Origin of the sequence: Nocardioides euryhalodurans, from assembly GCF_004564375.1 — a bacterium.
In the GTDB taxonomy this organism is placed as follows: domain Bacteria; phylum Actinomycetota; class Actinomycetes; order Propionibacteriales; family Nocardioidaceae; genus Nocardioides; species Nocardioides euryhalodurans.
On sequence record NZ_CP038267.1, the window covers coordinates 258,065 to 280,806 of the forward strand.

The 22,742-nt window shown below is 72.0% G+C and carries 21 protein-coding genes; 10 read left to right on the forward strand and 11 right to left on the reverse strand.

Features of this window, described 5'->3' with window-relative positions; translation table 11 throughout:
• Positions 1 to 89 precede the first annotated feature (89 nt).
• The 9 genes from uvrC (at position 90) to EXE57_RS01245 (ending at position 8,739) form a co-directional block, all read left to right on the forward strand.
• Positions 90 to 2,048, forward strand: coding sequence for an excinuclease ABC subunit UvrC (gene uvrC, locus EXE57_RS01205; RefSeq protein WP_135073240.1), 1,959 nt, complete (start codon positions 90 to 92; stop codon positions 2,046 to 2,048).
• Positions 2,048 to 2,914: an RNase adapter RapZ gene (gene rapZ / locus EXE57_RS01210; protein WP_135073242.1), complete on the forward strand. Its 867-nt coding sequence runs from the start codon at positions 2,048 to 2,050 to the stop codon at positions 2,912 to 2,914. The genes uvrC and rapZ overlap by 1 nt, the downstream gene beginning before the upstream one ends.
• The gene (locus EXE57_RS01215; protein WP_135073244.1) at positions 2,883 to 3,887 is read left to right on the forward strand and encodes a gluconeogenesis factor YvcK family protein; all 1,005 of its coding nucleotides are present in this window, start codon (positions 2,883 to 2,885) and stop codon (positions 3,885 to 3,887) included. The genes rapZ and EXE57_RS01215 overlap by 32 nt, the downstream gene beginning before the upstream one ends.
• Positions 3,888 to 3,936: 49 nt before the next feature.
• On the forward strand, positions 3,937 to 4,926 hold the full coding sequence (whiA, locus tag EXE57_RS01220; RefSeq protein ID WP_135073246.1) for a DNA-binding protein WhiA: 990 nt from the start codon (positions 3,937 to 3,939) through the stop codon (positions 4,924 to 4,926).
• Between the two features lie 137 nt (positions 4,927 to 5,063).
• Positions 5,064 to 6,059 (forward strand): type I glyceraldehyde-3-phosphate dehydrogenase, encoded by a 996-nt coding sequence (gene gap, locus EXE57_RS01225; protein ID WP_135073248.1) that lies wholly within the window; start codon positions 5,064 to 5,066, stop codon positions 6,057 to 6,059.
• Between the two features lies 1 nt (position 6,060).
• A complete protein-coding gene (locus tag EXE57_RS01230) occupies positions 6,061 to 7,272 on the forward strand; it encodes a phosphoglycerate kinase (protein ID WP_425271694.1) in 1,212 nt (403 codons plus the stop codon).
• A gap of 38 nt (positions 7,273 to 7,310) precedes the next feature.
• Positions 7,311 to 8,099 (forward strand): triose-phosphate isomerase, encoded by a 789-nt coding sequence (tpiA, locus tag EXE57_RS01235; protein ID WP_135073250.1) that lies wholly within the window; start codon positions 7,311 to 7,313, stop codon positions 8,097 to 8,099.
• A 30-nt stretch (positions 8,100 to 8,129) separates the two neighbouring features.
• Positions 8,130 to 8,366, forward strand: a complete 237-nt coding sequence (gene secG, locus EXE57_RS01240) for a preprotein translocase subunit SecG (protein ID WP_135073252.1) — start codon at positions 8,130 to 8,132, stop codon at positions 8,364 to 8,366.
• Positions 8,367 to 8,379: 13 nt separating this feature from the next.
• Entirely contained in the window at positions 8,380 to 8,739 is a 360-nt protein-coding gene (locus EXE57_RS01245) for an RNA polymerase-binding protein RbpA (protein ID WP_135073254.1), read from the forward strand.
• Positions 8,740 to 8,824: 85 nt separating this feature from the next.
• On the opposite strand, the gene EXE57_RS01250 is transcribed toward EXE57_RS01245, so the two are convergent.
• From EXE57_RS01250 to tkt, 7 genes are all read right to left on the reverse strand, one after another.
• On the reverse strand, positions 8,825 to 9,793 hold the full coding sequence (locus tag EXE57_RS01250; protein ID WP_135073256.1) for a hypothetical protein: 969 nt from the start codon (positions 9,791 to 9,793) through the stop codon (positions 8,825 to 8,827).
• 172 nt (positions 9,794 to 9,965) lie between these two features.
• A complete protein-coding gene (gene pgl, locus EXE57_RS01255) occupies positions 9,966 to 10,715 on the reverse strand; it encodes a 6-phosphogluconolactonase (protein ID WP_135073258.1) in 750 nt (249 codons plus the stop codon).
• Complete coding sequence (locus EXE57_RS01260; RefSeq protein WP_135073260.1) at positions 10,712 to 11,623, reverse strand: glucose-6-phosphate dehydrogenase assembly protein OpcA; 912 nt, start codon at positions 11,621 to 11,623, stop codon at positions 10,712 to 10,714. The genes pgl and EXE57_RS01260 overlap by 4 nt, the downstream gene beginning before the upstream one ends.
• Positions 11,624 to 13,183, reverse strand: a complete 1,560-nt coding sequence (gene zwf / locus EXE57_RS01265; protein ID WP_135073262.1) for a glucose-6-phosphate dehydrogenase — start codon at positions 13,181 to 13,183, stop codon at positions 11,624 to 11,626.
• Positions 13,180 to 14,832, reverse strand: a complete 1,653-nt coding sequence (gene pgi, locus EXE57_RS01270) for a glucose-6-phosphate isomerase (RefSeq protein WP_135073264.1) — start codon at positions 14,830 to 14,832, stop codon at positions 13,180 to 13,182. The genes zwf and pgi overlap by 4 nt, the downstream gene beginning before the upstream one ends.
• Complete coding sequence (gene tal / locus EXE57_RS01275) at positions 14,829 to 15,953, reverse strand: transaldolase (protein WP_135073266.1); 1,125 nt, start codon at positions 15,951 to 15,953, stop codon at positions 14,829 to 14,831. The genes pgi and tal overlap by 4 nt, the downstream gene beginning before the upstream one ends.
• Positions 15,954 to 16,001: 48 nt before the next feature.
• Complete coding sequence (gene tkt / locus EXE57_RS01280; protein ID WP_135073267.1) at positions 16,002 to 18,107, reverse strand: transketolase; 2,106 nt, start codon at positions 18,105 to 18,107, stop codon at positions 16,002 to 16,004.
• Between the two features lie 107 nt (positions 18,108 to 18,214).
• Between tkt and EXE57_RS01285 the strand changes: the two genes are divergently transcribed.
• On the forward strand, positions 18,215 to 19,171 hold the full coding sequence (locus EXE57_RS01285) for a heme o synthase (RefSeq protein ID WP_244246940.1): 957 nt from the start codon (positions 18,215 to 18,217) through the stop codon (positions 19,169 to 19,171).
• Between the two features lie 275 nt (positions 19,172 to 19,446).
• On the opposite strand, the gene EXE57_RS01290 is transcribed toward EXE57_RS01285, so the two are convergent.
• From EXE57_RS01290 to EXE57_RS01305, 4 genes are read right to left on the reverse strand one after another with little or no spacing between them, the layout of a single operon-like run.
• Entirely contained in the window at positions 19,447 to 20,379 is a 933-nt protein-coding gene (locus EXE57_RS01290; protein ID WP_135073271.1) for a COX15/CtaA family protein, read from the reverse strand.
• Positions 20,370 to 21,134, reverse strand: a complete 765-nt coding sequence (locus EXE57_RS01295; RefSeq protein ID WP_341869422.1) for an ABC transporter permease — start codon at positions 21,132 to 21,134, stop codon at positions 20,370 to 20,372. The genes EXE57_RS01290 and EXE57_RS01295 overlap by 10 nt, the downstream gene beginning before the upstream one ends.
• Complete coding sequence (locus tag EXE57_RS01300; RefSeq protein WP_244246941.1) at positions 21,131 to 22,081, reverse strand: ABC transporter ATP-binding protein; 951 nt, start codon at positions 22,079 to 22,081, stop codon at positions 21,131 to 21,133. Before EXE57_RS01300 ends, EXE57_RS01295 begins: the two co-directional genes overlap by 4 nt.
• Before the next feature lie 49 nt (positions 22,082 to 22,130).
• The gene (locus tag EXE57_RS01305; RefSeq protein WP_341869423.1) at positions 22,131 to 22,685 is read right to left on the reverse strand and encodes a response regulator transcription factor; all 555 of its coding nucleotides are present in this window, start codon (positions 22,683 to 22,685) and stop codon (positions 22,131 to 22,133) included.
• Between the last annotated feature and the right edge of the window lie 57 nt (positions 22,686 to 22,742).

Below are 22,742 nucleotides of genomic sequence, written 5' to 3' on the forward strand. Positions count from 1 at the left end.
GAGGTTTTGACAGGTGGTCTGGACCACCCCCGCCCACCCGGGTGCACCGGGTCGCCGGGACCGTCGGTGGCGCCCCGTAGGGTTGAACGGTGGCCAGCCCCGCGTCCTACCGTCCGGAACCGGGATCCATCCCGACCCGGCCGGGGGTCTACCGCTTCCGTGACGCCCGGGGCCGGGTCATCTACGTCGGCAAGGCCAAGAACCTCCGCGCCCGGCTCTCCTCCTACTTCCAGGACATCTCCGGCCTCCACCCGCGGACCGCGACCATGGTCACGACAGGTGCGAGCGTCGAGTGGACCGTGGTCAAGACCGAGGTCGAGGCCCTGCAGCTGGAGTACAGCTGGATCAAGGAGTTCGACCCGCGCTTCAACGTCAAGTACCGCGACGACAAGTCCTATCCCTGGCTGGCCGTCACCGTCGGCGACGAGTTCCCGCGCGTGATGGTGGGCCGCGGGGCCAAGAAGAAGGGCACCCGCTACTTCGGCCCGTACTCCCACGCGTGGGCGATCCGCGAGACGGTCGACCAGCTGCTCCGGGTCTTCCCGATGCGGTCCTGCTCCAACGGCGTCTTCAAGCGCCACGGCCAGATGGGCCGGCCGTGCCTGCTCGGCTACATCGGCAAGTGCGCCGCGCCCTGCGTGGGCAGCGTCACCGCGGAGGAGCACCGCGCGATCGTCGACGACCTCTGCGACTTCATGGCCGGCCGCACGGCCGCCTTCGTCAAGCGCATCGAACGGGAGATGTACGCCGCCTCCGAGGCCGAGGACTACGAGCGCGCCGCCCGGCTGCGCGACGACCTCGGTGCGCTGGAGAAGGCGCTCGAGAAGCAGGTCGTCGTGCTGGGCGACGACACCGACGCCGACGTGGTGGCGCTGGCGGAGGACCCGCTCGAGGTCGCGGTCCAGATCTTCTACGTCCGAGGTGGCCGGATCCGCGGCCAGCGCGGGTGGGTGGCCGACCGGGTCGACGAGGGCGGGACCTCGGAGCTGGTCCAGGACTTCCTGCTCCAGCTCTACGCCGGCGAGGGCGACCAGATCCCGCGCGAGGTGCTGGTGCCGACGCTCCCTCCGGACACCGAGGTCCTCGAGGAGCTGCTGACGGACCTGCGGGGGAGCAGGGTCCGGATCAGGGTTCCCCAGCGCGGTGACAAGCGGGCCCTCCAGGAGACGGTGGCCACCAACGCCGCCCAGGCGCTCGCGCTCCACAAGACCAAGCGCGCCAGCGACCTCACCACCCGCAACCGCGCCCTGGAGGAGATCCAGCAGGCGCTGTCGCTCGACGAGGTGCCGCTGCGGATCGAGTGCTACGACGTCTCCAACCTCCAGGGGACCGAGGTGGTCGCGTCCATGGTCGTCTTCGAGGACGGGCTGGCCCGCAAGGGCGAGTACCGCCGCTTCGTGATCCGGGGGGTCGACGGCCAGAACGACGTGGCCTCGATGCACGAGGTGCTCACGCGCCGCTTCCGGCGGCTGGCCGACGAGCAGGGCAGCTCCACCGAGGTGGTCACCGAGTCCGGCCCCATGCTCGTCGACCCGGAGACCGGCCGGCCGCGCAAGTTCGCCTACGCCCCCGGGCTGGTCGTCGTCGACGGTGGCCCGCCACAGGTGGCGGTGGCGCGCGACGCCATGGCCGAGCTCGGCTTCGGCGACATCCCGGTGTGCGGGCTCGCCAAGCGGCTCGAGGAGGTGTGGGTGCCCGACGAGGAGGACCCCGTGATCCTCCCGCGGAGCTCGGAGGGCCTCTACCTCCTGCAGCGCGTGCGCGACGAGGCCCACCGGTTCGCCATCACCCACCACCGCAACCGGCGCTCGAAGTCGATGGTGGAGAGCCTGCTCGACGACGTGCCCGGTCTGGGCGAGGTGCGGCGCAAGACGCTGCTCAAGCACTTCGGCTCGCTCCGCAAGCTGCGCGCCGCGACCGTGGAGGAGATCGCGGAGGTCCCGGGCATCGGGGTCCGGACCGCCACCGCCATCAAGGATGCGGTCGCCGCGTCCGGCGGCCAGACTGTCGCCGTCAACACCGCCACGGGCGAGATCGAGGAGACCTGATGGAGCAGCAGACCGGCGAGCTCGTGGTCGTGACCGGCATGACCGGGGCCGGCCGCAGCACCGCTGCCAAGGAGCTCGAGGACCTCGGCTACTACGTCGTCGACAACCTGCCGCCCACCCTGCTGCGCGAGGTGGTGCGCCTGGTCGACGAGAGCCGGGGCGTCGAGCAGCCGATCGCGGTCGTCGTCGACGTACGCTCCGGTTCGTTCTTCCAGTCGCTCACCGCGAACCTCGCCCAGGGCGCGACCGGTCGCAAGGCGACGCTGCTCTTCCTCGAGGCGGGCGACGACGTGCTGGTGCGACGTCAGGAGGCGGCCCGCCGCCCCCACCCGTTGCAGGGCTCGGGCCGTCTGCTCGACGGGCTGCAGCGCGAGCGCGTCGTGCTCGGCGACGTCCGCAGCAACGCCGACCTCGTCATCGACACCACCAACCTCAACGTCCACCAGCTCACCGACCGGATCGCGGAGGCGTTCGGCAACCCCGAGTCGACCCGGCTCAAGGTGACCGTCGTCAGCTTCGGCTTCAAGTACGGCATCCCGGTCGACGCCGACTTCGTCGCGGACATGCGCTTCCTGCCGAACCCCCACTGGGTGCCCGAGCTGCGCGACCTCACCGGCCGCGACGAGCCGGTCTCCGACTACGTCATGGGCCGGGCGGGGGCCGCGGAGTTCCTCGACGGCTACCTCCCGGTGCTGCAGGGCGTCGCCCGCGGCTACCTCGAGCAGGGCAAGCGCTTCATGACCGTGGCCGTCGGCTGCACCGGCGGCAAGCACCGCAGCGTCGCGATGACCGAGGAGATCGCGGCCCGGCTGTCGGCCAGCGGCCAGGACGCCCGTGCCACCCACCGCGACCTCGGTCGGGAGTGACGTGCGGCCGACCGCGCAGTCGGCCGTCGCCCTCGGGGGCGGCCACGGGCTGCACGCCTCGCTGAGCGCGCTCCGTCGGCTCCACGACGACCTCACGCTCGACCAGGTCACCGCGGTCGTCACGGTCGCCGACAACGGCGGCTCCTCCGGACGGTTGCGGGGCGAGTTCGGCGTCCTGCCGCCGGGGGACCTCCGGATGGCGCTCGCCGCCCTCTGCGGTGACGACGAGTGGGGCCGGACCTGGGCCGACGTGGTCCAGCACCGCTTCGCCGGCGACGGCGACATGCGCGGCCACGTGATCGGCAACCTGCTGATCGTGGGCCTCTGGGAGCGGATGGGCGACCACGTCCGCGCCCTCGACTGGGTCGGTCGGCTCCTGGGCGCCCGCGGGCGGGTGCTGCCGATGGCGCTGACGCCGATGGACATCACCGCCCAGGTCCGGGGGCTCGGCCCGGGGGACGACCTCGCAACCGTACGAGGGCAGGTCGAGGTGGCCACCACGGACGGCGAGATCGTGTCCGTCGCCCTCGACCCGCCCGACCCGGACGGCTGCCCCGAGGCGGTGCAGTCGATCCTCGACGCCGACTGGGTGGTGCTCGGACCGGGGTCGTGGTTCAGCTCGGTGATCCCGCACCTGCTCGTCCCCGAGCTGCGCGAGGCGCTCGAGACGACCGACGCCCGGCTGCTCGTGGTGCTCAACCTCGAGCCGCAGCAGGGGGAGACCCAGGGGTGGGGGCCGGAGGACCACCTGCGGGCGCTGCTGGCCTATGCCCCCGGGCTCCGCGTCGACGCGGTGCTGGTGGAGGAGCGGACCGTCGCCGACGCCCCGGCGCTGGAGGCCGCGGTCGAGGGCGTGGGGGGTCGGCTCGTGCTGGCGGAGCTCGCCGAGGAGGGCCCGGACGGCGAGCTCACCGCACGCCACGACCACGAGCGGCTGGCCGCCGCCTACCGCGCGATCGTCGAGGCCGACTGACCCCGCTGCCGCCGTCGAGGGTTGTTGACGCGCGTGGCAGGATCGGCCCATGGCGATGACGGCTCAGGTGAAGGCAGAGCTTGCCAGCACCCAGATCACGAAGACCTGCTGTCGCAAGGCGGAAGTGTCCTCGATGCTCCGCTTCGCAGGCGGGCTCCACATCGTCAGTGGCCGGATCGTCGTCGAGGCCGAGCTCGACACCGGCGCCGCCGCCCGTCGTCTCCGCAAGGACATCGCCGAGGTCTACGGCCACCACTCCGACGTCGTCATGGTCCAGGGCAACGGCATCCGCAAGGGCAGCCGCTACCTCGTCCGGATCGTCAAGGACGGCGAGGCGCTCGCGCGCCAGACCGGCCTGCTCGACCAGCGCGGTCGGCCGGTGCGGGGTCTTCCTCCGGCGGTCGTCTCCGGCGGCGGCTGCGACGCGGTGGCCGCGTGGCGCGGCGCCTTCCTGGCCCACGGCTCGCTGACCGAGCCCGGCCGCTCGTCCTCCCTCGAGGTCACCTGCCCCGGCCCCGAGGCCGCGCTCGCGCTCGTCGGCGTGGCACGGCGCCTGGGCGGGATCCAGGCCAAGGCCCGCGAGGTGCGCGGCGTCGACCGGGTCGTCATCCGTGACGGCGACGCCATCGGCGCGCTGCTGACCCGGCTCGGCGCCCACGAGTCCCTCATGGCCTGGGAGGAGCGCCGGATGCGCCGCGAGGTCCGCGCGACGGCCAACCGGCTCGCGAACTTCGACGACGCCAACCTGCGTCGCTCCGCCCGCGCCGCGGTCGCGGCCGGGGCACGGGTCGAACGGGCGCTGGAGATCCTCGCCGACGAGGTGCCCGACCACCTCGCGCTCGCCGGCAGCCTCCGCCTCGAGCACAAGCAGGCCTCGCTGGAGGAGCTCGGTGCGCTCCACGAGCCGCCGCTGACCAAGGACGCGATCGCCGGGCGGATCCGCCGGCTGCTCGCGATGGCCGACAAGCGCGCGGAGGACCTCGGGATCCCCGACACGGAGTCGTCGCTGACGCCGGAGATGCTGGCCGAGGACGCCTGAGCGGCGCCCCGCGCCTAGCACACTTTGATCGTTCCAACATTACCGATCCGTACCGGGGACCGGACCCTCGTCGGCCGTCGTGGCTAGCGATAGGGTCGGGGCGTACCCACGACCCATCCACTCAGGAGTGAGACGCTGTGACCGTACGCGTAGGCATCAACGGCTTCGGCCGGATCGGACGCAACTTCTTCCGGGCCGTGCGTGCCTCGGGGGCTGACATCGAGATCGTCGGCGTCAACGACCTCACCGACAACGCGTCGCTGGCGCACCTCCTCAAGTACGACTCGATCCTCGGTCGGCTCGACGCCGACGTGAGCAGCACCGAGTCCGCCATCAAGGTGGGCGACCAGGAGATCGCTGTCTCCGCCGAGCGCGACCCCGCCAACCTGGCGTGGGGCTCCCTCGGTGTCGACGTGGTCGTCGAGTCCACGGGCTTCTTCACCGACGCGACCAAGGCCAAGGCCCACGTCGACGCCGGCGCCAAGAAGGTCATCATCTCCGCGCCGGCGTCCAACGAGGACATCACGGTCGTGATGGGCGTCAACCACGAGCTCTACGACCCCGCCGCGCACACCGTCATCTCCAACGCCTCCTGCACCACCAACTGCCTGGCGCCGATGGCCAAGGCGCTCAACGACGAGTTCACCATCGTCAAGGGCCTGATGACGACCATCCACGCCTACACCGCGGACCAGAACCTCCAGGACAACATCCACAAGGACCCGCGGCGTGCCCGGGCGGCGGCGCTCAACATGGTGCCGACCTCGACCGGTGCCGCCAAGGCGATCGGGCTGGTCCTGCCCGAGCTCAAGGGCAAGCTCGACGGCTACGCCATGCGGGTGCCGGTGCCGACCGGCTCGGCCACCGACCTCACCTTCGAGGCCGGTCGTGAGACCAGCGTCGAGGAGGTCAACGCCGCCATCGAGAAGGCGGCCGACGGCCGCTTCCTCAAGTACTCCACCGACCCGCTGGTCTCCACCGACATCGTCACCGACCCGGCGTCCTGCATCTTCGACGCCCCGCTGACCAAGGTGATCGGCAACCAGGTCAAGGTGCTCGGCTGGTACGACAACGAGTGGGGCTACTCCAACCGGCTCGCCGACCTGATCGTCCACGTCGGGGCCACCCTCTGACGTGGCCGGCATCGACTCCCTCACCGGCGCGCTGGGCGATGTCCGTGGCAAGCGGGTGCTGGTCCGCTCCGACCTGAACGTGCCGCTCGACCACGGTCGGATCACCGACGACGGCCGGATCCGGGCCAGCGTCCCGACCATCCGCACCCTCGCCGAGGCAGGGGCGCGCGTGGTCGTGACGGCCCACCTGGGCCGGCCGAAGGGCGAGCCGGACCCGGCGTACTCCCTGGCGCCGGTGGCGGCGCGGCTCGGCGAGCTGCTCGGCGCCGACGTCGCGTTCGCGGCCGACACCGTCGGCCCAAGCGCGAGCGACACCGTCGCCGGTCTCGAGGACGGCCAGGTCGCCGTGCTGGAGAACGTCCGCTTCAACCCGGGCGAGACCAGCAAGGAGGACGAGATCCGCACCGCGTTCGCGAGCGAGCTCGCCAAGCTGGCCGACGCCTTCGTCTCCGACGGCTTCGGGGTCGTCCACCGGAAGCAGGCCTCCGTCTACGACATCGCGCTGCAGCTCCCGTCGACGATGGGGGCCTTGGTGGCGACCGAGATCGACGTCCTGCGCCGGCTCACCCACGAGCCTGCGCGCCCCTACGTCGTCGTGCTCGGCGGGTCGAAGGTCTCCGACAAGCTCGGGGTCATCGACAACCTGATGGGCCAGGCCGACCGGCTGCTGATCGGTGGCGGCATGGTCTTCACCTTCCTCGCGGCGCAGGGCCACGAGGTCGGCACGAGCCTGCTCGAGGAGGACCAGCTCGACACCTGCCGCTCCTACCTCGCGCGTGCCGAGGAGACCGGCGTCGAGATCGTGCTGCCGACCGACATCGTCGTCGACACCGCGTTCCCCTCCGGCGACCGCGAGCCGCGGCCGCAGGTGGTCGCGGTCGACGCGATCCCCGCCGACAGCCTCGGGCTGGACATCGGCCCCACGTCGGCGGCGGCGTTCGCGGAGGCCGTACGCAGTGCGCGGACCGTCTTCTGGAACGGGCCCATGGGCGTCTTCGAGTCGGACGCGTTCGCGGCCGGCACCCGTGCCGTCGCCGAGGCGCTGACCCAGGTCGACGGGCTCTCGGTGGTCGGTGGTGGCGACTCGGCCGCCGCCGTCCGCACCCTCGGTTTCGAGGAGTCGGCGTTCGGCCACATCTCGACCGGTGGCGGCGCCAGCCTCGAGTACCTCGAGGGCAAGGAGCTGCCCGGCATCGCCGTGCTCGAACGCTGACCACCCCCGCACCACCCCTCGCACGAAGGAGCACCCCCATGTCACGCACGCCGCTGATGGCCGGCAACTGGAAGATGAACCTCAACCACCAGGAAGCGGTGGTGCTGGTCCAGAAGCTCGCGTGGACGCTGTCGGACAAGAAGCACGACTACGCGCAGGTCGAGGTGGTCGTCGTGCCGCCCTTCACCGACCTGCGCTCGGTCCAGACGCTCGTGGACGGCGACCAGCTGCTCGTGAAGTACGGCGCCCAGGACGTGTCGCTCCACGAGTCCGGCGCCTACACCGGCGAGATCTCCGCGGGGATGCTCGCCAAACTCGGCTGCTCCTACGTCGTGGTCGGACACTCCGAGCGCCGCGAGCACCACGCCGAGACCGACGAGGTCGTCAACGGCAAGGCCCACCGCGCGCTGGCTGCCGGAATGACCCCGATCGTGTGCGTGGGCGAGGGACTCGAGGTGCGGCAGGCCGGCGAGCACGTCGCCCACACGCTCGCGCAGGTCGACGGGTCGCTGGCCGGGTTCACCGCCGCGCAGGTGGCCGAGCTCGTCGTCGCCTACGAGCCGGTCTGGGCGATCGGGACCGGTGAGGTCGCGACGCCCGACGACGCGCAGGAGGTCTGCGCGGCGATCCGGGAGCGGGTGCGGGAGGTCCACGGCGACGCAGCGGCCGACGGCGTACGGGTCCTCTACGGCGGTTCCGTGAAGGCCGCCAACGTCGCGGGGATCATGGACAAGAACGACGTGGACGGCTGTCTGGTCGGCGGCGCGAGCCTGCAGGCGGACGAGTTCGGAGGCATCTGCCGCTTCTACGACATGCCGCTCCTGTAACTCGTCGCGCGTGACGTAGGATTCACGACCGTGACTGTGCTCTTCACCGTTCTGCTCGTCATCACGAGCCTGATGCTCATCCTCATGGTGCTCCTCCACAAGGGACGCGGGGGCGGGCTCTCCGACATGTTCGGGGGTGGCATGTCAAGCGGGCTGGGAGGTTCCTCGGTCGCTGAGAAGAACTTGGACCGGATCACGATCGGCGTCGGGGTCATCTGGTTCGCGTGCATCGTCGCCCTGGGCCTGCTGTTGGCCTACCAGAGCTGAGAGGACCCGGATCATGGCTGGAGGCGGGAACGCCATTCGTGGGAGCCGCGTCGGTGCAGGCCCCATGGGCGAGGCGGAGCGCGGCGAGGCCGCGCCGCGACAGGCAGTCACCTACTACTGCTCCCACGAGCACCGTTCGGTCGTGACCTTCGCGGTCGAGGCCCAGGTGCCGGTCGAGTGGGACTGCCCCAAGTGCGGGCTGCCGGCGAGCATGGACCAGGAGAACCCTCCGCCTGCTCCCAAGATCGAGCCGTACAAGACCCACCTCGCGTACGTGAAGGAGCGCCGCTCCGACGCGGAGGCCGCCGACATCCTCGACGAGGCCCTGCAGCTGCTCCGCTCCCGCCGGAAGTCCGGCGACCTCATCTTCTGACCACGCCGAGTCGGCGCTTCCTCCCACCCCACAAGGGGCGAGGCGGCGCTACCTCGCAAGGTTGAGGCGTCGAGTCGGCGTTCGATCACAGGAACACGCGCCGACCGTAGGCTTCCCGGGCCGCTGTGACGCCGGCACGCAGCCGTGCGTCGACCGTACGGTGCTGTCCGCGGACGTCGGCGTTCACGAAGGCGTCGATCGTCCACCCCGCCTCAGCGGCCTCGGCGCGACGGACCCGGTCGTGGGCCTGCTGCTCCGGTGAGCCGTGCCACTCGGCGCCGTCGTACTCGGCTGCGTAGTGCAGGCCTTCGTGGGCGAGGTCGAGGATGGCCACCAGCCTGCCGTCGATCCACACCTCGACCTGCAGCTGGGGCGTGGGGAGGCCGAGGTCGATCCATCGCAGTCGCAGCACGGACTCGCCGGGTGACGCAGAGCGGGCGTCCGCGATCGGCGCGAGCTCGCGCAGCGTGGTGATCCAGCGGTGTCCGCGAAACCTCTCCACGCCGTGCAGCAGCTCCTCGGTGCTGAAGACACCGAGTCGCAGCATCTGGTCCAGGCCCGCGAGAGCATCCTCGCGAAAGCGTTGCCGCCCCAGGTCCCAGGCTGTCCGGAGCGGGGTCGTGACGAGCAGCCCGTCCAGCTCGACGATGTCGTGGGGCCGGAGGTCGCGCTCACCGCCGGCTGTCAGGTCGTTGCGCAGTCTGCCCATGCCACGCAGCCGGTAGACGGAGAGCGGTCGTAGGGCGAGGTGCTCGTTCGGCGCGAGGACCATGTCGGCGCCGTGCAGCCATCCCGCGTGCCGGTCGCACACCACCGCCCCGTCGGGCACGGTCAACCGGATGGCCGCGGCACGCAGTCGCGGCGAGTCGCCGGCCTGCGACGCGAGGTAGACGCTCCGGACCGGTCGCCGGAGCAGGGCGGCGTCCACCAGTGCGGTGAGATGGCGGGGCGTCAGGCCCGCCTGGCGTGCGTCGTGGGTGGTGAACGGCGCGTCGAGGGGAAGCGGGAAGGAGTCGTCGAGCAGCGGTTGGTCGAGCCAGCGGCGGAGATTCATGCGCTGCAGGATCACCTGATCTTCCGGCCGCCGGAAGGGGTGCGGGTGAGCCTGTGGAGAGTGGCCAACCGCGGGCGTCGCGAGCCGTCAGCAAGCGCCGACTCGGCAACGCCCGACTGTCAGCAAGCGCCGACTCGCGAGCATGTGGCTGTGAGGAAGCGCCGACTCGCGATCAGAGGTGGGAGGCGGCGGCGCGGTCGAGGAAGAAGACGACCTCGGCGGCCGGGGAGTCGTCGCTGGCCGGGAGGCCGGTGACCCCCCGCGCGGGGGTCTCCCGTACGTCGCCCTCGGGCGCGAGGGCCCGCGCGACGGCCTCGGCCTTCTCCTCGCCGCTGACGACCAGCCAGACGGCCCGGCTCCGGTTGAGCGCCTCGAAGGTGAGGCTGACCCGCGCCGGCGGCGGCTTGGGGGAGTCGTGGACGGCGACGGTGACGGCGTCGGTGACCTCGAGCGCCGGGTGACCCGGGAACAGCGAGGCGACGTGACCGTCCGGCCCGATGCCGAGCATCAGCACCTCGAAGGCTCCGGACCCGTGCTCGCGCAGCTCGCGGGCGTACGCCGAGGCGGCGTCGTCGACCGTGGCCGCGTGGTCGGTCGGGGGTACCTCGTGCACGCGCTCCGGGTCGACCCCGACGTGGTCGAGGAAGGCCCGCCGGGCCTGCCCGGCGTTGCGGTCGGGGCTGTCGGCGGGGACGAACCGTTCGTCACCCCACCAGAAGTCCACGCGGGACCAGTCGACGTCGGAGACCGGACCGTGCTCCCCGAGCGCGTGGTGGATCCGGTCGGCGACCGACCCGCCGGTGAGGCCGATGTGGGGGACGTGCCCGGACCGCTGGGCGGCGACGATCCGGGCCAGGAGCTCGCCGGCGACCGCCGTCGCCAGCGCGTCGGCGTCGTCGAAGACCTCCACCAGGGTGCTCATGCGCCGTCCCGGAGCCGGAGCAGCCGCTTGGTGGTGGCGGCGTAGATGTCGTCCTCGTCGCTCCACCGCAGCTCCTCGGCGAGCAACTCGGGCAGGTCGCGACGCTTGAGCGCGACCGGCCGGTCGGGTCGACCCGGGGAGGAGAACACCGCCAGCTTGCCGTCGCCGCGCGCGATCCGGATCTCGCCCTCGGAGGTCTCCATCACCACCTCGGTGATGCCCGGACCCTGCGAGCTGACGCGGTCCGCGGGGACCCGGAGCCGGTCAGCCAGCCAGGCGAGCAGGAGGTCGGCACTCGGGCTGATCCGCTCGGCGGCGACCGAGACGCGCCGCACCTTGAGCGGGTGCTGGTCGAGCGAGGCCGCGAGCAGGGCGCGCCACGGGGTGATCCGGGTCCACGCCAGGTCGGTGTTGCCGGGGGCGTACGCCTCGCACTGGCCGTGGAGCGCCTTGATCTTGCCGCGCGACACGAACGCGGTGTCGGTGATGCGTCGCTGGCCGAGCCGGCCGAGCGGGTCGCTCGCAGGGTCGGCAGGGTGGTCCGAGGGCCACCAGACGACGACGGGGGAGTCGGGCAGCAGCAGCGGCAGCACCACCGACTCGGGGTGCTTGGTGACCTCCCCGTGCAGCCGGATCAGCGCCGTCTCGCCGCTCCAGCCCTGGCCGATCCCGACCTGGGCGTCGACGCGCGGAGCGCCGCGGCCGTCGCCGAGGATCACACCGAGGACCCGCGCCGGGTGCTCGTGGGAGGCCTCGCGCGCGGCGTCCATCGCGGCCGACGCGTCGTCCTCGGCGACGACCACGATCAGCGTCATCACCATCCCCATCGCGGGACTGCCGGCACGCATCCGGCCGCGGACGAACTCCGCGGCGATCTGGGACGAGTTGGTGTCGGTGAGCTCGATCATCTAGGGCCTCCGCCAGGTCCGGCCGTCACGGGCGAGCATCTTGTCCGCCGAGGCGGGCCCCCACGTGCCCGCGGGGTACGGCTCCGGCTTCGCCTTGCCGTTGCGGTCCTGCCGCGCCCAGTGCTCGAGGATCGGGTCCAGGATCTTCCACGACAGCTCGACCTCCTCGTGGCGCGGGAAGAGCGGCGGGTCGCCGAGCAGCACGTCGAGGATCAGCCGTTCGTACGCCTCCGGCGAGGACTCGGTGAACGAGCCGCCGTACGCGAAGTCCATGGTCACGTCGCGGATCTCCATCGACGTGCCGGGCACCTTGGACCCGAACCTGATGGTGAGGCCCTCGTCGGGCTGCACCCGGACCACGAGGGTGTTCTGGGTGAGCTCCTCGGTGGCGCTCGCGTGGAAGGGGAGGTGCGGGGCGCGCTTGAACACCACGGCCACCTCGGTCACCCGCCGCCCGAGCCGCTTGCCGTGGCGCAGGTAGAAGGGCACCCCGGCCCAGCGCCGGTTGTCGATGCCGAGCTTGATCGCGGCGTACGTCTCGGTGGTGGAGGCCTTCGGGATGCCCTCCTCGTCGTGGAAGCCCTGGACCCGGACGCCGCCGGACCAGCCGTCGTCGTACTGGCCGCGCGCCGTCGACAGGTCGAGCCGCCGGGGGAGCGACACCGCGGCGAGCACCTTCTCCTTCTCGCGCCGCAGGCTCTCGGCCCGGAAGTCGGAGGGCTCCTCCATCGCGACCAGCGCCATCAGCTGCAGCAGGTGGTTCTGGATCACGTCACGGGCCGCACCGATGCCGTCGTAGTAGCCGGCCCGGCCGCCGATGCCGATGTCCTCGGCCATCGTGATCTGCACGTGGTCGACGTAGTTGGAGTTCCAGATCGGCTCGAACATGGCGTTGGCGAAGCGCATCGCCAGGATGTTCTGGACCGTCTCCTTGCCGAGGTAGTGGTCGATCCGGAAGACCGAGCCGGTCGGGAAGACCTGGGCAAGGCTGTCGTTGAGCTCCCGCGCGGAGGCGAGGTCGTGGCCGAACGGCTTCTCCACGACCACGCGACGCCAGGAGCCGTCGGTCTGCCTGCTCAGCCCGTGCTCCTGGAGCTGCTGCACGACGTCACCGAAGAACTTGGGCGGGATCGAGAGGTAGAACGCGTGGTTGCCGCCGGTGCCGCGGGCCTGGTCGAGCTCCTCGATCGTCCGGCGGAGGTTGTCGAAGGCGAGGTCGTCGGAGAAGTCGCCCGGCACGAAACGGAAGCCCTCGGCGAGCTGGCGCCAGACCTCCTCGCGGAACTCGGTCCGCGCGTGCTCCTTGACGGAGTCGTGGACGATCTGCGCGAAGTCCTGGTCCGCCCAGTCCCGCCGTGCGAAGCCGACCAGGCTGAATCCCGGCGGCAGCAGCCCGCGGTTGGCGAGGTCGTAGATCGCGGGCATCACCTTCTTGCGGGCGAGGTCGCCGGTGACGCCGAAGAGGACCATGCCGCTCGGGCCTGCGATCCGCGGCAGCCGACGGTCCTCGGGGTCCCGCAGCGGGTTGGCGTGGGTCGCCTCGGTGGGGGTGCCGGTCATCGGGAGCGCAGCCTCCGGTACTGGTCGATGAGGGAGCGGGTCGAGGCGTCCTGTGCGGCGAGCGCGTCGTCGTCGCCGCCGACCGCCGGCGTCACCTGCTGGGCGAGCTGCTTGCCGAGCTCCACGCCCCACTGGTCGAAGCTGTCGATGCCCCAGACCACGCCCTGAACGAACGTGATGTGCTCGTAGAGCGCGACCAGCTGGCCCAGCACCGAGGGACTGAGCTCGGGTGCGAGGATCGACGTCGTCGGCCGGTTGCCGGTGAAGACCCGGGCGGGGACGAGCGCCTCCGCGGTGCCCTCGGCGCGGACCTCGTCGGCCGTCTTGCCGAGGGCCAGAGCCCTGGTCTGCGCGAAGAAGTTGGCGAGGAACAGCTCGTGCACGTCGGCGTCCCCGTCGACGAGCGGGTACGCCGGACGTGCGACCGCGATGAAGTCGGCCGGCACCAGCCGGGTGCCCTGGTGGATCAGCTGGTAGAACGCGTGCTGGCCGTTGGTCCCGGGCTCGCCCCAGAAGACCTCGCCGGTGCCGGTCGTGACGGGGGTCCCGTCCCAGCGCACGCCCTTGCCGTTGGACTCCATGGTGAGCTGCTGGAGGTAGGCGGGGAAGCGGTGCAGCAGCTGGGCGTACGGCAGCACCGCGTGGGTCTGGGCGTCCAGGAAGTTCGTGTACCAGACGTTGAGCAGCCCCATGAGCACCGGGACGTTGTGCTCCGGCGGGGTCGTACGGAAGTGCTCGTCCATGGCGTGCATGCCCGCGAGCAGCTCGGCGAAGCGCTCCGGCCCGACGGCGACCACCAGCGAGGTCCCGATGGCGGAGTCCATGGAGTAGCGACCGCCGACCCAGTCCCAGAAGCCGAAGGCGTTGTCGGGGTCGATGCCGAAGTCGGCGACCTTGTCGAGGGCGGTCGAGACGGCGACGAAGTGCCGGGCCACCGCCTCGCCCTCGTCGTGCCCGGTCAGGCCGTCGAGCAGCCAGGCCCTGCAGAGCCGCGCGTTGGTCAGCGTCTCCAGCGTCCCGAAGGTCTTGCTGGAGACGATGAACAGCGTGGTCGCCGGGTCGAGCCCGGCGAGCGTCGTCGCCGCGTCCGTCGGGTCGATGTTGCTGATGAACCGGCACTCCAGCCCGTCCTGGACGTAGGGGGCGAGCGCCTCGTACGCCATCACCGGACCGAGGTCGGAGCCGCCGATGCCGATGTTGACCACGGTCCGGATCCGCTCGCCCGTCACGCCGGTCCACGCCCCCGACCGGACCCGGTCGGCGAAGTCGTAGACCCGGCCCAGCACCTCGTGGACGTCGGGGACCACGTCGTGCCCGTCGACCTCGAGGGAGGCATCCGCGGGGAGCCGGAGGGCGGTGTGCAGCACCGCACGGTCCTCGGTGACGTTGATCCGCTCACCGGCGAACATCGCGTCGCGGCGGGCGCTCAGCCCCACCTGGTCGGCGAGCTCGCGCAACGCCGTCCAGATCTCAGGCGTGACCAGGTTCTTCGACAGGTCGACGTGGAGGTCACCGGCGGTCAGGGTCGATCGCCGGACCCACTCCTCGTCGGCGAGGGCAGCTCGCAGGTCGGGCTCGAAGCCCTCGGCCAGGGCCGTGAGCCGCGACCACGCAGCGGTACCGGTGGGATCGACCGGACCGTCGCTCATGCCCGTGCCGCCTCCAGCGAGGCGGACAGCGTCCCGAGCATCTCGTCCCAGGCGGTGACGAACTTGTCGACACCCTCCTTGATGAGGACGGCGATGACGTCGTCGTAGTCGATCCCGGCCTCGGCGAGCGCCGCCATGTGGGCCGCGGCGTCGTCGTAGTAGGGGCGCACCCGGTCACCGCGGACCTCGCCGTGGTCGGCGACGGCCTCGAGGGTCTTCTCCGGCATGGTGTTGACGGTGTCCTCGACGACCAGGTCGACGACGTACATCGTGTCGTCGTAGTCGGGGTTCTTGACGCCCGTGGACGCCCAGAGCGGACGCTGCTTCCGAGCCCCCTGCGCCTCCAGTGCCTCCCAGCGCGGGCCGCTGAAGAACTCCTCGAAGGCCTGGAAGGCCAGCCGCGCGTTGGCGACGCCGGCCTTCCCGCGCAGGGCGGGGTCGGTGCCGGGCCCGGAGGTGGTGGCCTCCAGCCGCTTGTCGATCTCGCTGTCGACGCGGGAGACGAAGAACGACGCCACCGAGTGGATCGTGGCGAGGTCGTGGCCGTGGGCCGCGGCCTGCTCGAGGCCGGCGACGTACGCCTCCATGACGTGGCGGTACTGGTCGAGGCCGAAGATCAGGGTGACGTTGACCGAGATCCCGTGCGCGAGGGTCTGCGTGATGGCAGGCCAGCCCTCGGGGGTGCCGGGGATCTTGATGAACAGGTTGGGCTCGCCGACCTGCTCCCACAGCTCGGCCGCCTCGGCGACCGTGGCCTCGGTGTCGTGGGCGAGGCCGGGCGCGACCTCGATCGAGACCCGCCCGTCGACGCCGTCGGTGGCGTCGAAGACCGGACGCAGCACCCGGCAGGCGTCGCGTACGTCGTCGGTGGTGATGGCCCGGGCGGCGGTCGCGAGGTCGGCGCCGGACCGCGCGAGCTCACGCACCTGAGCGTCGTAGCGCTCGCCGTCGCTGAGCGCGGCCTGGAAGATCGCGGGGTTGGTGGTCACGCCGACGATGTTGCTGTTCTTGACCAGGTCGGCGAGGTTGCCGGACTCCAGCCGCTCGCGGGAGAGGTCGTCGAGCCAGATCGACACCCCCGCCTCGGCCAGCTGCTGCAGACGATCGGATCCGTTGGACATCTGTTGTCTTCCTCCCTGTCGTGTGCCGGCCGGCGGTGGGCGTGAGCCCTAGCCGCTGACCGCCCGGATGCTGTCCTCGGCCGCGTCGGCGACCGCCTCGGCGGTGATGCCGAACTCGCGGTAGATCCGCTCGAAGTCGGCCGAAGCGCCGTAGTGCTCGAGCGAGACGATCCGGCCGTGGTCGCCGACGATCTCGCGCCAGCCGAGACCGATGCCGGCCTCGACCGACACCCGTGCCCGGACCGCGGGCGGGATCACCGTCTCCCTGTAGGAAGCGTCCTGCGCGTCGAACCATTCCCGGCACGGCATCGAGACGACCCGGGCCCGGACGCCGCGGTCGGCGAGCAGCTCGCGTGCCTGCACGGCGAGCTGCACCTCGGAGCCGGTGCCGACCAGGACGACGTCCGGCTGGCCGCCCTCGACGTCGAGCAGGACGTAGCCGCCACGGTGGACGTTGCTGGTATCGCTGAAGCCCTCCTCGCCGCGCGGGAAGACGGGCACGTTCTGGCGTGTCAGGACCAGGCCGGCCGGGCGGTCGGTGTGGGACATCACGGTCTGCCAGGCGGCGGCGGTCTCGTTGGCGTCGGCCGGGCGGACCACGTCGAGTCCGGGGATGGCGCGCAGCGCCGCGAGGTGCTCGACCGGCTGGTGGGTCGGACCGTCCTCGCCGAGGCCGATCGAGTCGTGGGTCCACAGGTAGGTGACGGGCAGCCCCATCAGCGCGGCGAGCCGCACCGAGGGACGCATGTAGTCGGAGAACGTCAGGAACGTGGCGCCGAAGACGCGGGTGCCTCCGTGGACGGCGATGCCGTTGAGGATCGCGCCCATGCCGTGCTCGCGGATGCCGAAGTGCAGCACGCGGCCGGCGTACGGGTCGCCCTTCCACATCTCGGTCGACCGCTCCTTCGGGATGAAGGAGGGGGCGCCGGCGATCGTGGAGTTGTTGGACTCGGCGAGGTCGGCCGAGCCGCCCCACAGCTCCGGCACCTTCGCCGCGATCGCGTTGAGGACCGCGCCCGAGGCCTTGCGGGTGGCGACGCCCTTGTCGTCGGCGGGGAAGGTCGGGAGGTCGGCGTCCCATCCCTCGGGGAGGGTGCGCGTCTGCAGCCGGTCGAAGAGGGCAGGGTCGGCGGAGGGCTTGCGGGTCCAGGCGTCGTACTGCTCCTGCCAGGCCGCCTGGGCCAGCTTGCCGCGCTCGACGGCCTCGCGGGTGTGGTCGAGCACCGCAGGGTCGACCTCGAAGGTGCGGGCCGGGTCGAAGCCGAGCACCTCCTTGGTGGCGGCGACCTCGTCGTCGCCGAGCGCGGAGCCGTGGGCCTTGCCGGTGTTCTGGGCGTTGGGGGCCGGCCACGCGATGATCGTGCGCAGCACGATCAGGCTGGGCTGGTCGGTGACGCGCTCGGCGGCCCGGATCGCGCGGTAGAGCCCGGGGACGTCCTCCTCGTAGCGCTCGCCGTCGTTGGTCCAGTCGACGACCTGCACGTGCCAGCCGTACGCCTCGTAGCGCTTGGCGACGTCCTCGGAGAGTGCGACGTCGGTGTCGTCCTCGATCGAGATCTTGTTCTCGTCGTAGATGACAGTGAGGTTGCCCAGCTGCTGGGTGCCGGCGATCGAGGAGGCCTCGGAGGAGACGCCCTCCTCGATGTCGCCGTCGCTGGCGATGGCGTAGACGTGGTGGTCGAAGACGGACTCGCCGGGCGCGGCGTTCGGGTCGAGCAGGCCGTGCTCGCGGCGGGCAGCCATCGCCATCCCGACGGCGTTGCCGATGCCCTGGCCGAGCGGGCCGGTGGTCGTCTCGACGCCGGCGGTGTGGCCGTACTCGGGGTGGCCCGGGGTCTTGCTGCCCCACGTGCGCAGCGACTTCAGGTCCTCGAGCTCGAGGCCCCAGCCGCCGAGGTAGAGCTGGATGTAGAGGGTGAGGCTCGAGTGGCCGCACGACAGCACGAACCGGTCGCGACCGGGCCAGTGCGGGTCGGCGGGGTTGTGGCGCATGACCTTCTGGAAGAGGAGGTACGCGGCCGGCGCCAGGCTCATGGCGGTGCCGGGGTGGCCGTTGCCGACCTTCTGCACCGAGTCCATCGCCAGCACCCGGACGGTGTCCACCGCCCGCTGGTCCAGGTCGGTCCACTCCAGGCGTGCGGGGGAGTCGCTCACAGGGGTCCTCTCACGTCGTTCGGCAGCCGTGCACGGCACCGCCGAGCCTACTCATGCCCCGCGTTAGACTGCGAGGCGCATCGACGCTCCCGTACCCGAGGATCCCCGTGACATACGTCGGCCAGTCGGCCAACCAGCCGGATGCTGCCGTGAGGCGCTCCGGGACGACGCGCGCCTCGCTGCGCGACGTGGTGGGCGCGTACGTCGGCCTCACTAAGCCCCGGGTGATCGAGCTCCTGCTGCTGACGACCGTGCCGGTGATGTTCTTCGCAGCCCGGGGCGTGCCGGAGCTCGGCCTGGTCGCGGCGACCGTCATCGGCGGCACGCTGTCCTCGGGGTCCGCCTCCGCGCTCAACTGCGTCTACGACCGCGACATCGACGAGCAGATGCGCAGGACGCGCCGCCGGGCGTTGCCCCGTCACGTGGTCACCCCGGTCGCGGCGACCGTCTTCGGGGTGGTGCTGGGCGTGCTCGCGACCGTGGTCCTGTGGACCTGGGTCAACCCGCTCTCGGCGATGCTGGCGCTGGCGGCCGAGGCCTTCTACCTCGTCGTCTACACCGTGCTGCTCAAGCGCCGCACCACCCAGAACATCGTCTGGGGCGGCCTCGCGGGCTGCTTCCCCGCCCTCATCGGCTGGACCGCCGTCACCGGGGAGCTCGCGTGGGCACCGGTCGTGCTGTTCCTCGTGGTGTTCTTCTGGACCCCGCCCCACACGTGGGCGCTGGCGCTGCGCTACCGCGAGGACTACGCGAACGTGGACGTCCCGATGCTCCCGGTCGTGGCGCGGGCCGAGGTGGTGGGCCGGCAGATCGTGCTCTACAGCTGGGCCATGGTCGCGACCTCGCTGCTGCTGTGGCCGGTCGCCGACACCGGCTGGGTCTACCCCGCGGCCGCCGTGGTGCTGGGAGCGGTCTTCCTGGTCGAGGCGCACCGGATGTGGGGACGCACCAAGGGCACCGAGGACCTGACCCTGATCCAGCCGATGCGGCTGTTCCACTCCTCGAACCTCTACCTCTCGCTGCTGTTCGTGGCCGTCGCGCTCGACCCGCTGCTCACCCGCTGACACCGGCCCCGGACCGTGCTCCGGGAGGCTCGCGAAAAAAGTTGGCTGCACGTGGCAACCAAGTCGGGGCGTGCCGCGTCTACTTCCATGACGGCGGCCTCGCCCGGCCACGGGGGTCCGGGCCAGGCCGCTGTCACCATTCCTGGGCTCGTGGGGGCGGTGCGGGCCATTTCCCATGTGATGTAGGCACCTGCTCACGTCTCACGGCTGAGCCGCCATGAGAAGTGGGCAGACCCCAGGTGAACATGGGAAATGCCTAGCAGCAGCGCGCAGGCTCAGGACACCGTGGTCGGGGCCGCCATCGGCGCCGGAGCCTCCGCCCCCGCCCGGCTCCGGCCGTGGGCCGCGAGCAGCACCCAGCTCATGGCGGCCGAGACCAGGGCCGCGCCGAGCAGGTGCAGCCCGACCAGCAGGATCGGCAGGTCGGTGTAGTACTGCACGAAGCCGACCACGCCCTGCGCGAGCTGGAGCGCCAGCAGCACGATCACCGGGCGGCGCGCGCCACGCGGGAAGGCGTACGCGAGCCCGACCGTGAGGCCGACGAAGAGGAACACCAGGTCGGCGTGGAACTGGCTCAGCTGCAGCGGGTCCAGGCCGTTGCGCGGGGAGTCGACGTCGCCGGCGTGGGGGCCGGAACCGGTCACGATCGTCCCGACGTAGAGCACCGCCCAGCCGACGGCGAACACCGCCCAGGCCAGCGATCGCGTCCCGCGGGACGCGGCCGCGCGGGACGGACCGCGCAGCAGGTCGAGCAGCCAGACGCAGACGCCGATCATGGCCATCGACACCAGCAGGTGCAGAGACACGATCCACGGGTTGAGGTCGGTGAGGACGGTGATGCCGCCGATCACGGCCTGCGCCGGGACGCCGAGCGCGATGACGGTGGCGAGCCAGAAGGGCGCCCAGTCGCGGGAGCGGCGCCAGGTCCGCACCAGCGCCACCAGGGCGGCGACCCAACAGGCGATGGCGATCGCGGCGAGGACGAAGGTGAGCATCCGGTTGCCGAACTCGATCGCTCCGTGGACGCCGAGCTCGCCGTGCGGGACGTAGGAGCGGTCGGTGCACCGCGGCCAGGTCGGGCAGCCCAGCCCGGAGCCGGTGAGCCGGACGGCGCCGCCGGTCACCACGATGCCGATGTTGGCGACCAGGTTGGCGACGGCGAGGGGGAACAGCGCGCGTGGGCGGGTGTCGGTCACGGTCACTCCCATCGGAAGGTCCTCGCGGTCAGCACGGTGCCGAGCGCCCCCCAGGCGAGCAGCACGAGCAGCTCGGTCACGGGGAACGCCCCGCGCAGCGTGGCGGCCCGCATCGCCTCACCGAGCGCCCCCGACGGCAGCCAGCGGACGAGCTCCCCGAAGCCGCCGTACGACGTCGCGGGGAGCACGACGGCGCCGCCGGCGAGCAGCAGCAGGTAGACGAGGTTGGCGGCGGCCAGGGTCGCCTCGGCCCGCAGCGCGCCCGCCATCAGCAGCCCGAGCGAGGCGAAGGCGAAGGTGCCGGCGAGGACCGCGGCCAGCACGCCGGGCAGGCCGGCAGGATCCGGGTCCCAGCCCATCGCGAGGCCGACGCCACCGATCACGAGGAGCTGGGCGACCTCCACGAGCAGCAGCGCACCGGTCTTGCCGAGGAGCAGGCCGGAACGCGGCAGCGGTGAGGCGCCGAGCCGCTTGATCAGGCCGTAGCGGCGCTCGAAGCCGGTGGCGATCGCGAGCGAGGTGAAGGCCGTCGACATGACCGCGAGGGCCAGCACGCCGGGGGTGAGCACGTCGACCGGCGGGTGCCCCAGGTCGAGGTCGAGCGCCGCGGCGCCCGTGACGCCACCGACGAGCGCGATGAGCGGGATCACCAGCGCCAGCAGCAGCTGCTCGCCGTTGCGGAGCAGCAGGCGCGTCTCCATCGAGGCCTGGGCCAGGACCATCCGGGGCAGCGGGGCGGCCCCGGGCCGCGGGGTGAAGGTGTTCACGGCGCCAGCTCCCGGCCGGTGAGCTCGAGGAAGACGTCCTCCAGCGTGCGCTGGCCGAGGGTCAGCGACTCCGGCAGCACGTCGTTCTCGGCGCACCAGCCCGAGACCGTCGCGAGCGTGGTCGAGTCGGCGGGCCCGACCACCATCAGGCTGAGCTCGTCGAGCTGCGTGACCCGCGTGTCCGGCCCCAGCCGCTGGCCGAGAGCCCCGGGGGCTCCGTCGGGGAACGGGCGGCTGACCACGAGCCGGATGGTGGCGACGTGACCGCCGCGGGTGAGCGCGAGCGGCGTACCGCTGGCGATCAGCCGACCGTGGTCGAGGATGTGGATCCGGTCGGCCAGCCGCTCGGCCTCGTCCATGTAGTGGGTCGTCAGCACGACGGTGACGCCGTCGGCGCGCAGCTCCTCGAGCAGCGCCCAGGTCGTACGCCTGGCCTGCGGATCCATGCCGGCGGTCGGCTCGTCGACGAAGACCAGCTCGGGGCGGCCGACCAGCGCCATCGCCAGCCCCAGTCGCTGCTTCTGGCCCCCGGAGAGCCGGCGGTACGGCGTCCGGCCGCACTCGTCGAGGCCGAGCCGCCCGGCCAGCTCGTCGGTGTCGAGCGGGTGGGCGTGCAGGCGGGCCACGTGGTCGAGCATCTCGCGGGCCCGGACCCCGGACCAGGCGCCGCCGTCCTGCAGCATCACGCCGATGCGGGGGAGCAGCTGCTTGCGGTCGCGACGGGGGTCGAGGCCGAGCACGCGGACGGTGCCCTGCTGCGGGGCGCGGTAGCCCTCGCAGGTCTCGAGGGTGGTGGTCTTGCCGGCGCCGTTGGGACCGAGCACCGCGGTGATGGTGCCCCGCTCCACGGTCAGGGAGAGGCCGGCGACGGCCGTGGTGTCGCCGTACCGCATCACCAGGTCCTGCACCTCGAGGGCGACCTCGGGGTCGGGGGAGGGAGCGGGCACCCGGCCAGTCTAGGAATCGCGGCCGACGGGCCCCACGTCGGGAGCCCCGTCAGCCGTCGCGGCCGAGACCGGCGTCACGGGCCCGGATGATCACCTCCGCCCGGTCGGTGGCCTGCAGCTTGGACAGGATGCTGGTGATGTTGTTGCGGATCGTCTTGGGGGAGAGGAAGAGCTCCTGGGCGATCTGGCCGTTGTTCCGGCCGGTGGCGATCAGGTCCAGGACCTCGGTCTCCCGCTCGCTCAGCTCGGGGAACGGGCGCTCCGGCCGCTCCGCCGGGGCCAGCACCTCCGCGATCCGCGCTGCGAGGGAGGCTCCGAACACCACCCCGCCGCCGTGCACGGTGGTGATGGCCCGGACGATCTCGTCCTGCTCGGCCCCCTTGCGGAGGTAGCCGCGGGCGCCGGCGCGCAGGGCGGCCAGCACGGTCCCGTCGTCCTCGCCCATGGTCAGCACCAGGACGCCGGTTCCGGGCGTCGCGGCGACGATGGTGCGGGTCGCCTCGATGCCGTTCATCACCGGCATCTGAACGTCCATGATGACGACGTCGGGCCGGTGCTCGGCCGCCAACGCGACGGCCTCGGCGCCGTCGGCGGCGCGGGCCACGACCTCGATCCCCGGCAGTGGGTCGAGCAGCGAGGCGAGCCCGTCGCGGAAGACGGG

What these genes read in the sequence shown, in the direction of transcription:
- pgl (WP_135073258.1), bottom strand. Translation starts at nt 10,715, where the DNA reads ATGAGCACCCTGGTGGAGGTCTTCGACGACGCCGACGCGCTGGCGACG.
- tal (WP_135073266.1), bottom strand. Translation starts at nt 15,953, where the DNA reads ATGTCCAACGGATCCGATCGTCTGCAGCAGCTGGCCGAGGCGGGGGTG.
- zwf (WP_135073262.1), bottom strand. Translation starts at nt 13,183, where the DNA reads ATGACCGGCACCCCCACCGAGGCGACCCACGCCAACCCGCTGCGGGAC.
- pgi (WP_135073264.1), bottom strand. Translation starts at nt 14,832, where the DNA reads ATGAGCGACGGTCCGGTCGATCCCACCGGTACCGCTGCGTGGTCGCGG.
- rapZ (WP_135073242.1), top strand. Translation starts at nt 2,048, where the DNA reads ATGGAGCAGCAGACCGGCGAGCTCGTGGTCGTGACCGGCATGACCGGG.
- EXE57_RS01260 (WP_135073260.1), bottom strand. Translation starts at nt 11,623, where the DNA reads ATGATCGAGCTCACCGACACCAACTCGTCCCAGATCGCCGCGGAGTTC.
- EXE57_RS01250 (WP_135073256.1), bottom strand. Translation starts at nt 9,793, where the DNA reads ATGAATCTCCGCCGCTGGCTCGACCAACCGCTGCTCGACGACTCCTTC.
- tpiA (WP_135073250.1), top strand. Translation starts at nt 7,311, where the DNA reads ATGTCACGCACGCCGCTGATGGCCGGCAACTGGAAGATGAACCTCAAC.
- EXE57_RS01245 (WP_135073254.1), top strand. Translation starts at nt 8,380, where the DNA reads ATGGCTGGAGGCGGGAACGCCATTCGTGGGAGCCGCGTCGGTGCAGGC.
- EXE57_RS01290 (WP_135073271.1), bottom strand. Translation starts at nt 20,379, where the DNA reads ATGGGAGTGACCGTGACCGACACCCGCCCACGCGCGCTGTTCCCCCTC.
- whiA (WP_135073246.1), top strand. Translation starts at nt 3,937, where the DNA reads ATGGCGATGACGGCTCAGGTGAAGGCAGAGCTTGCCAGCACCCAGATC.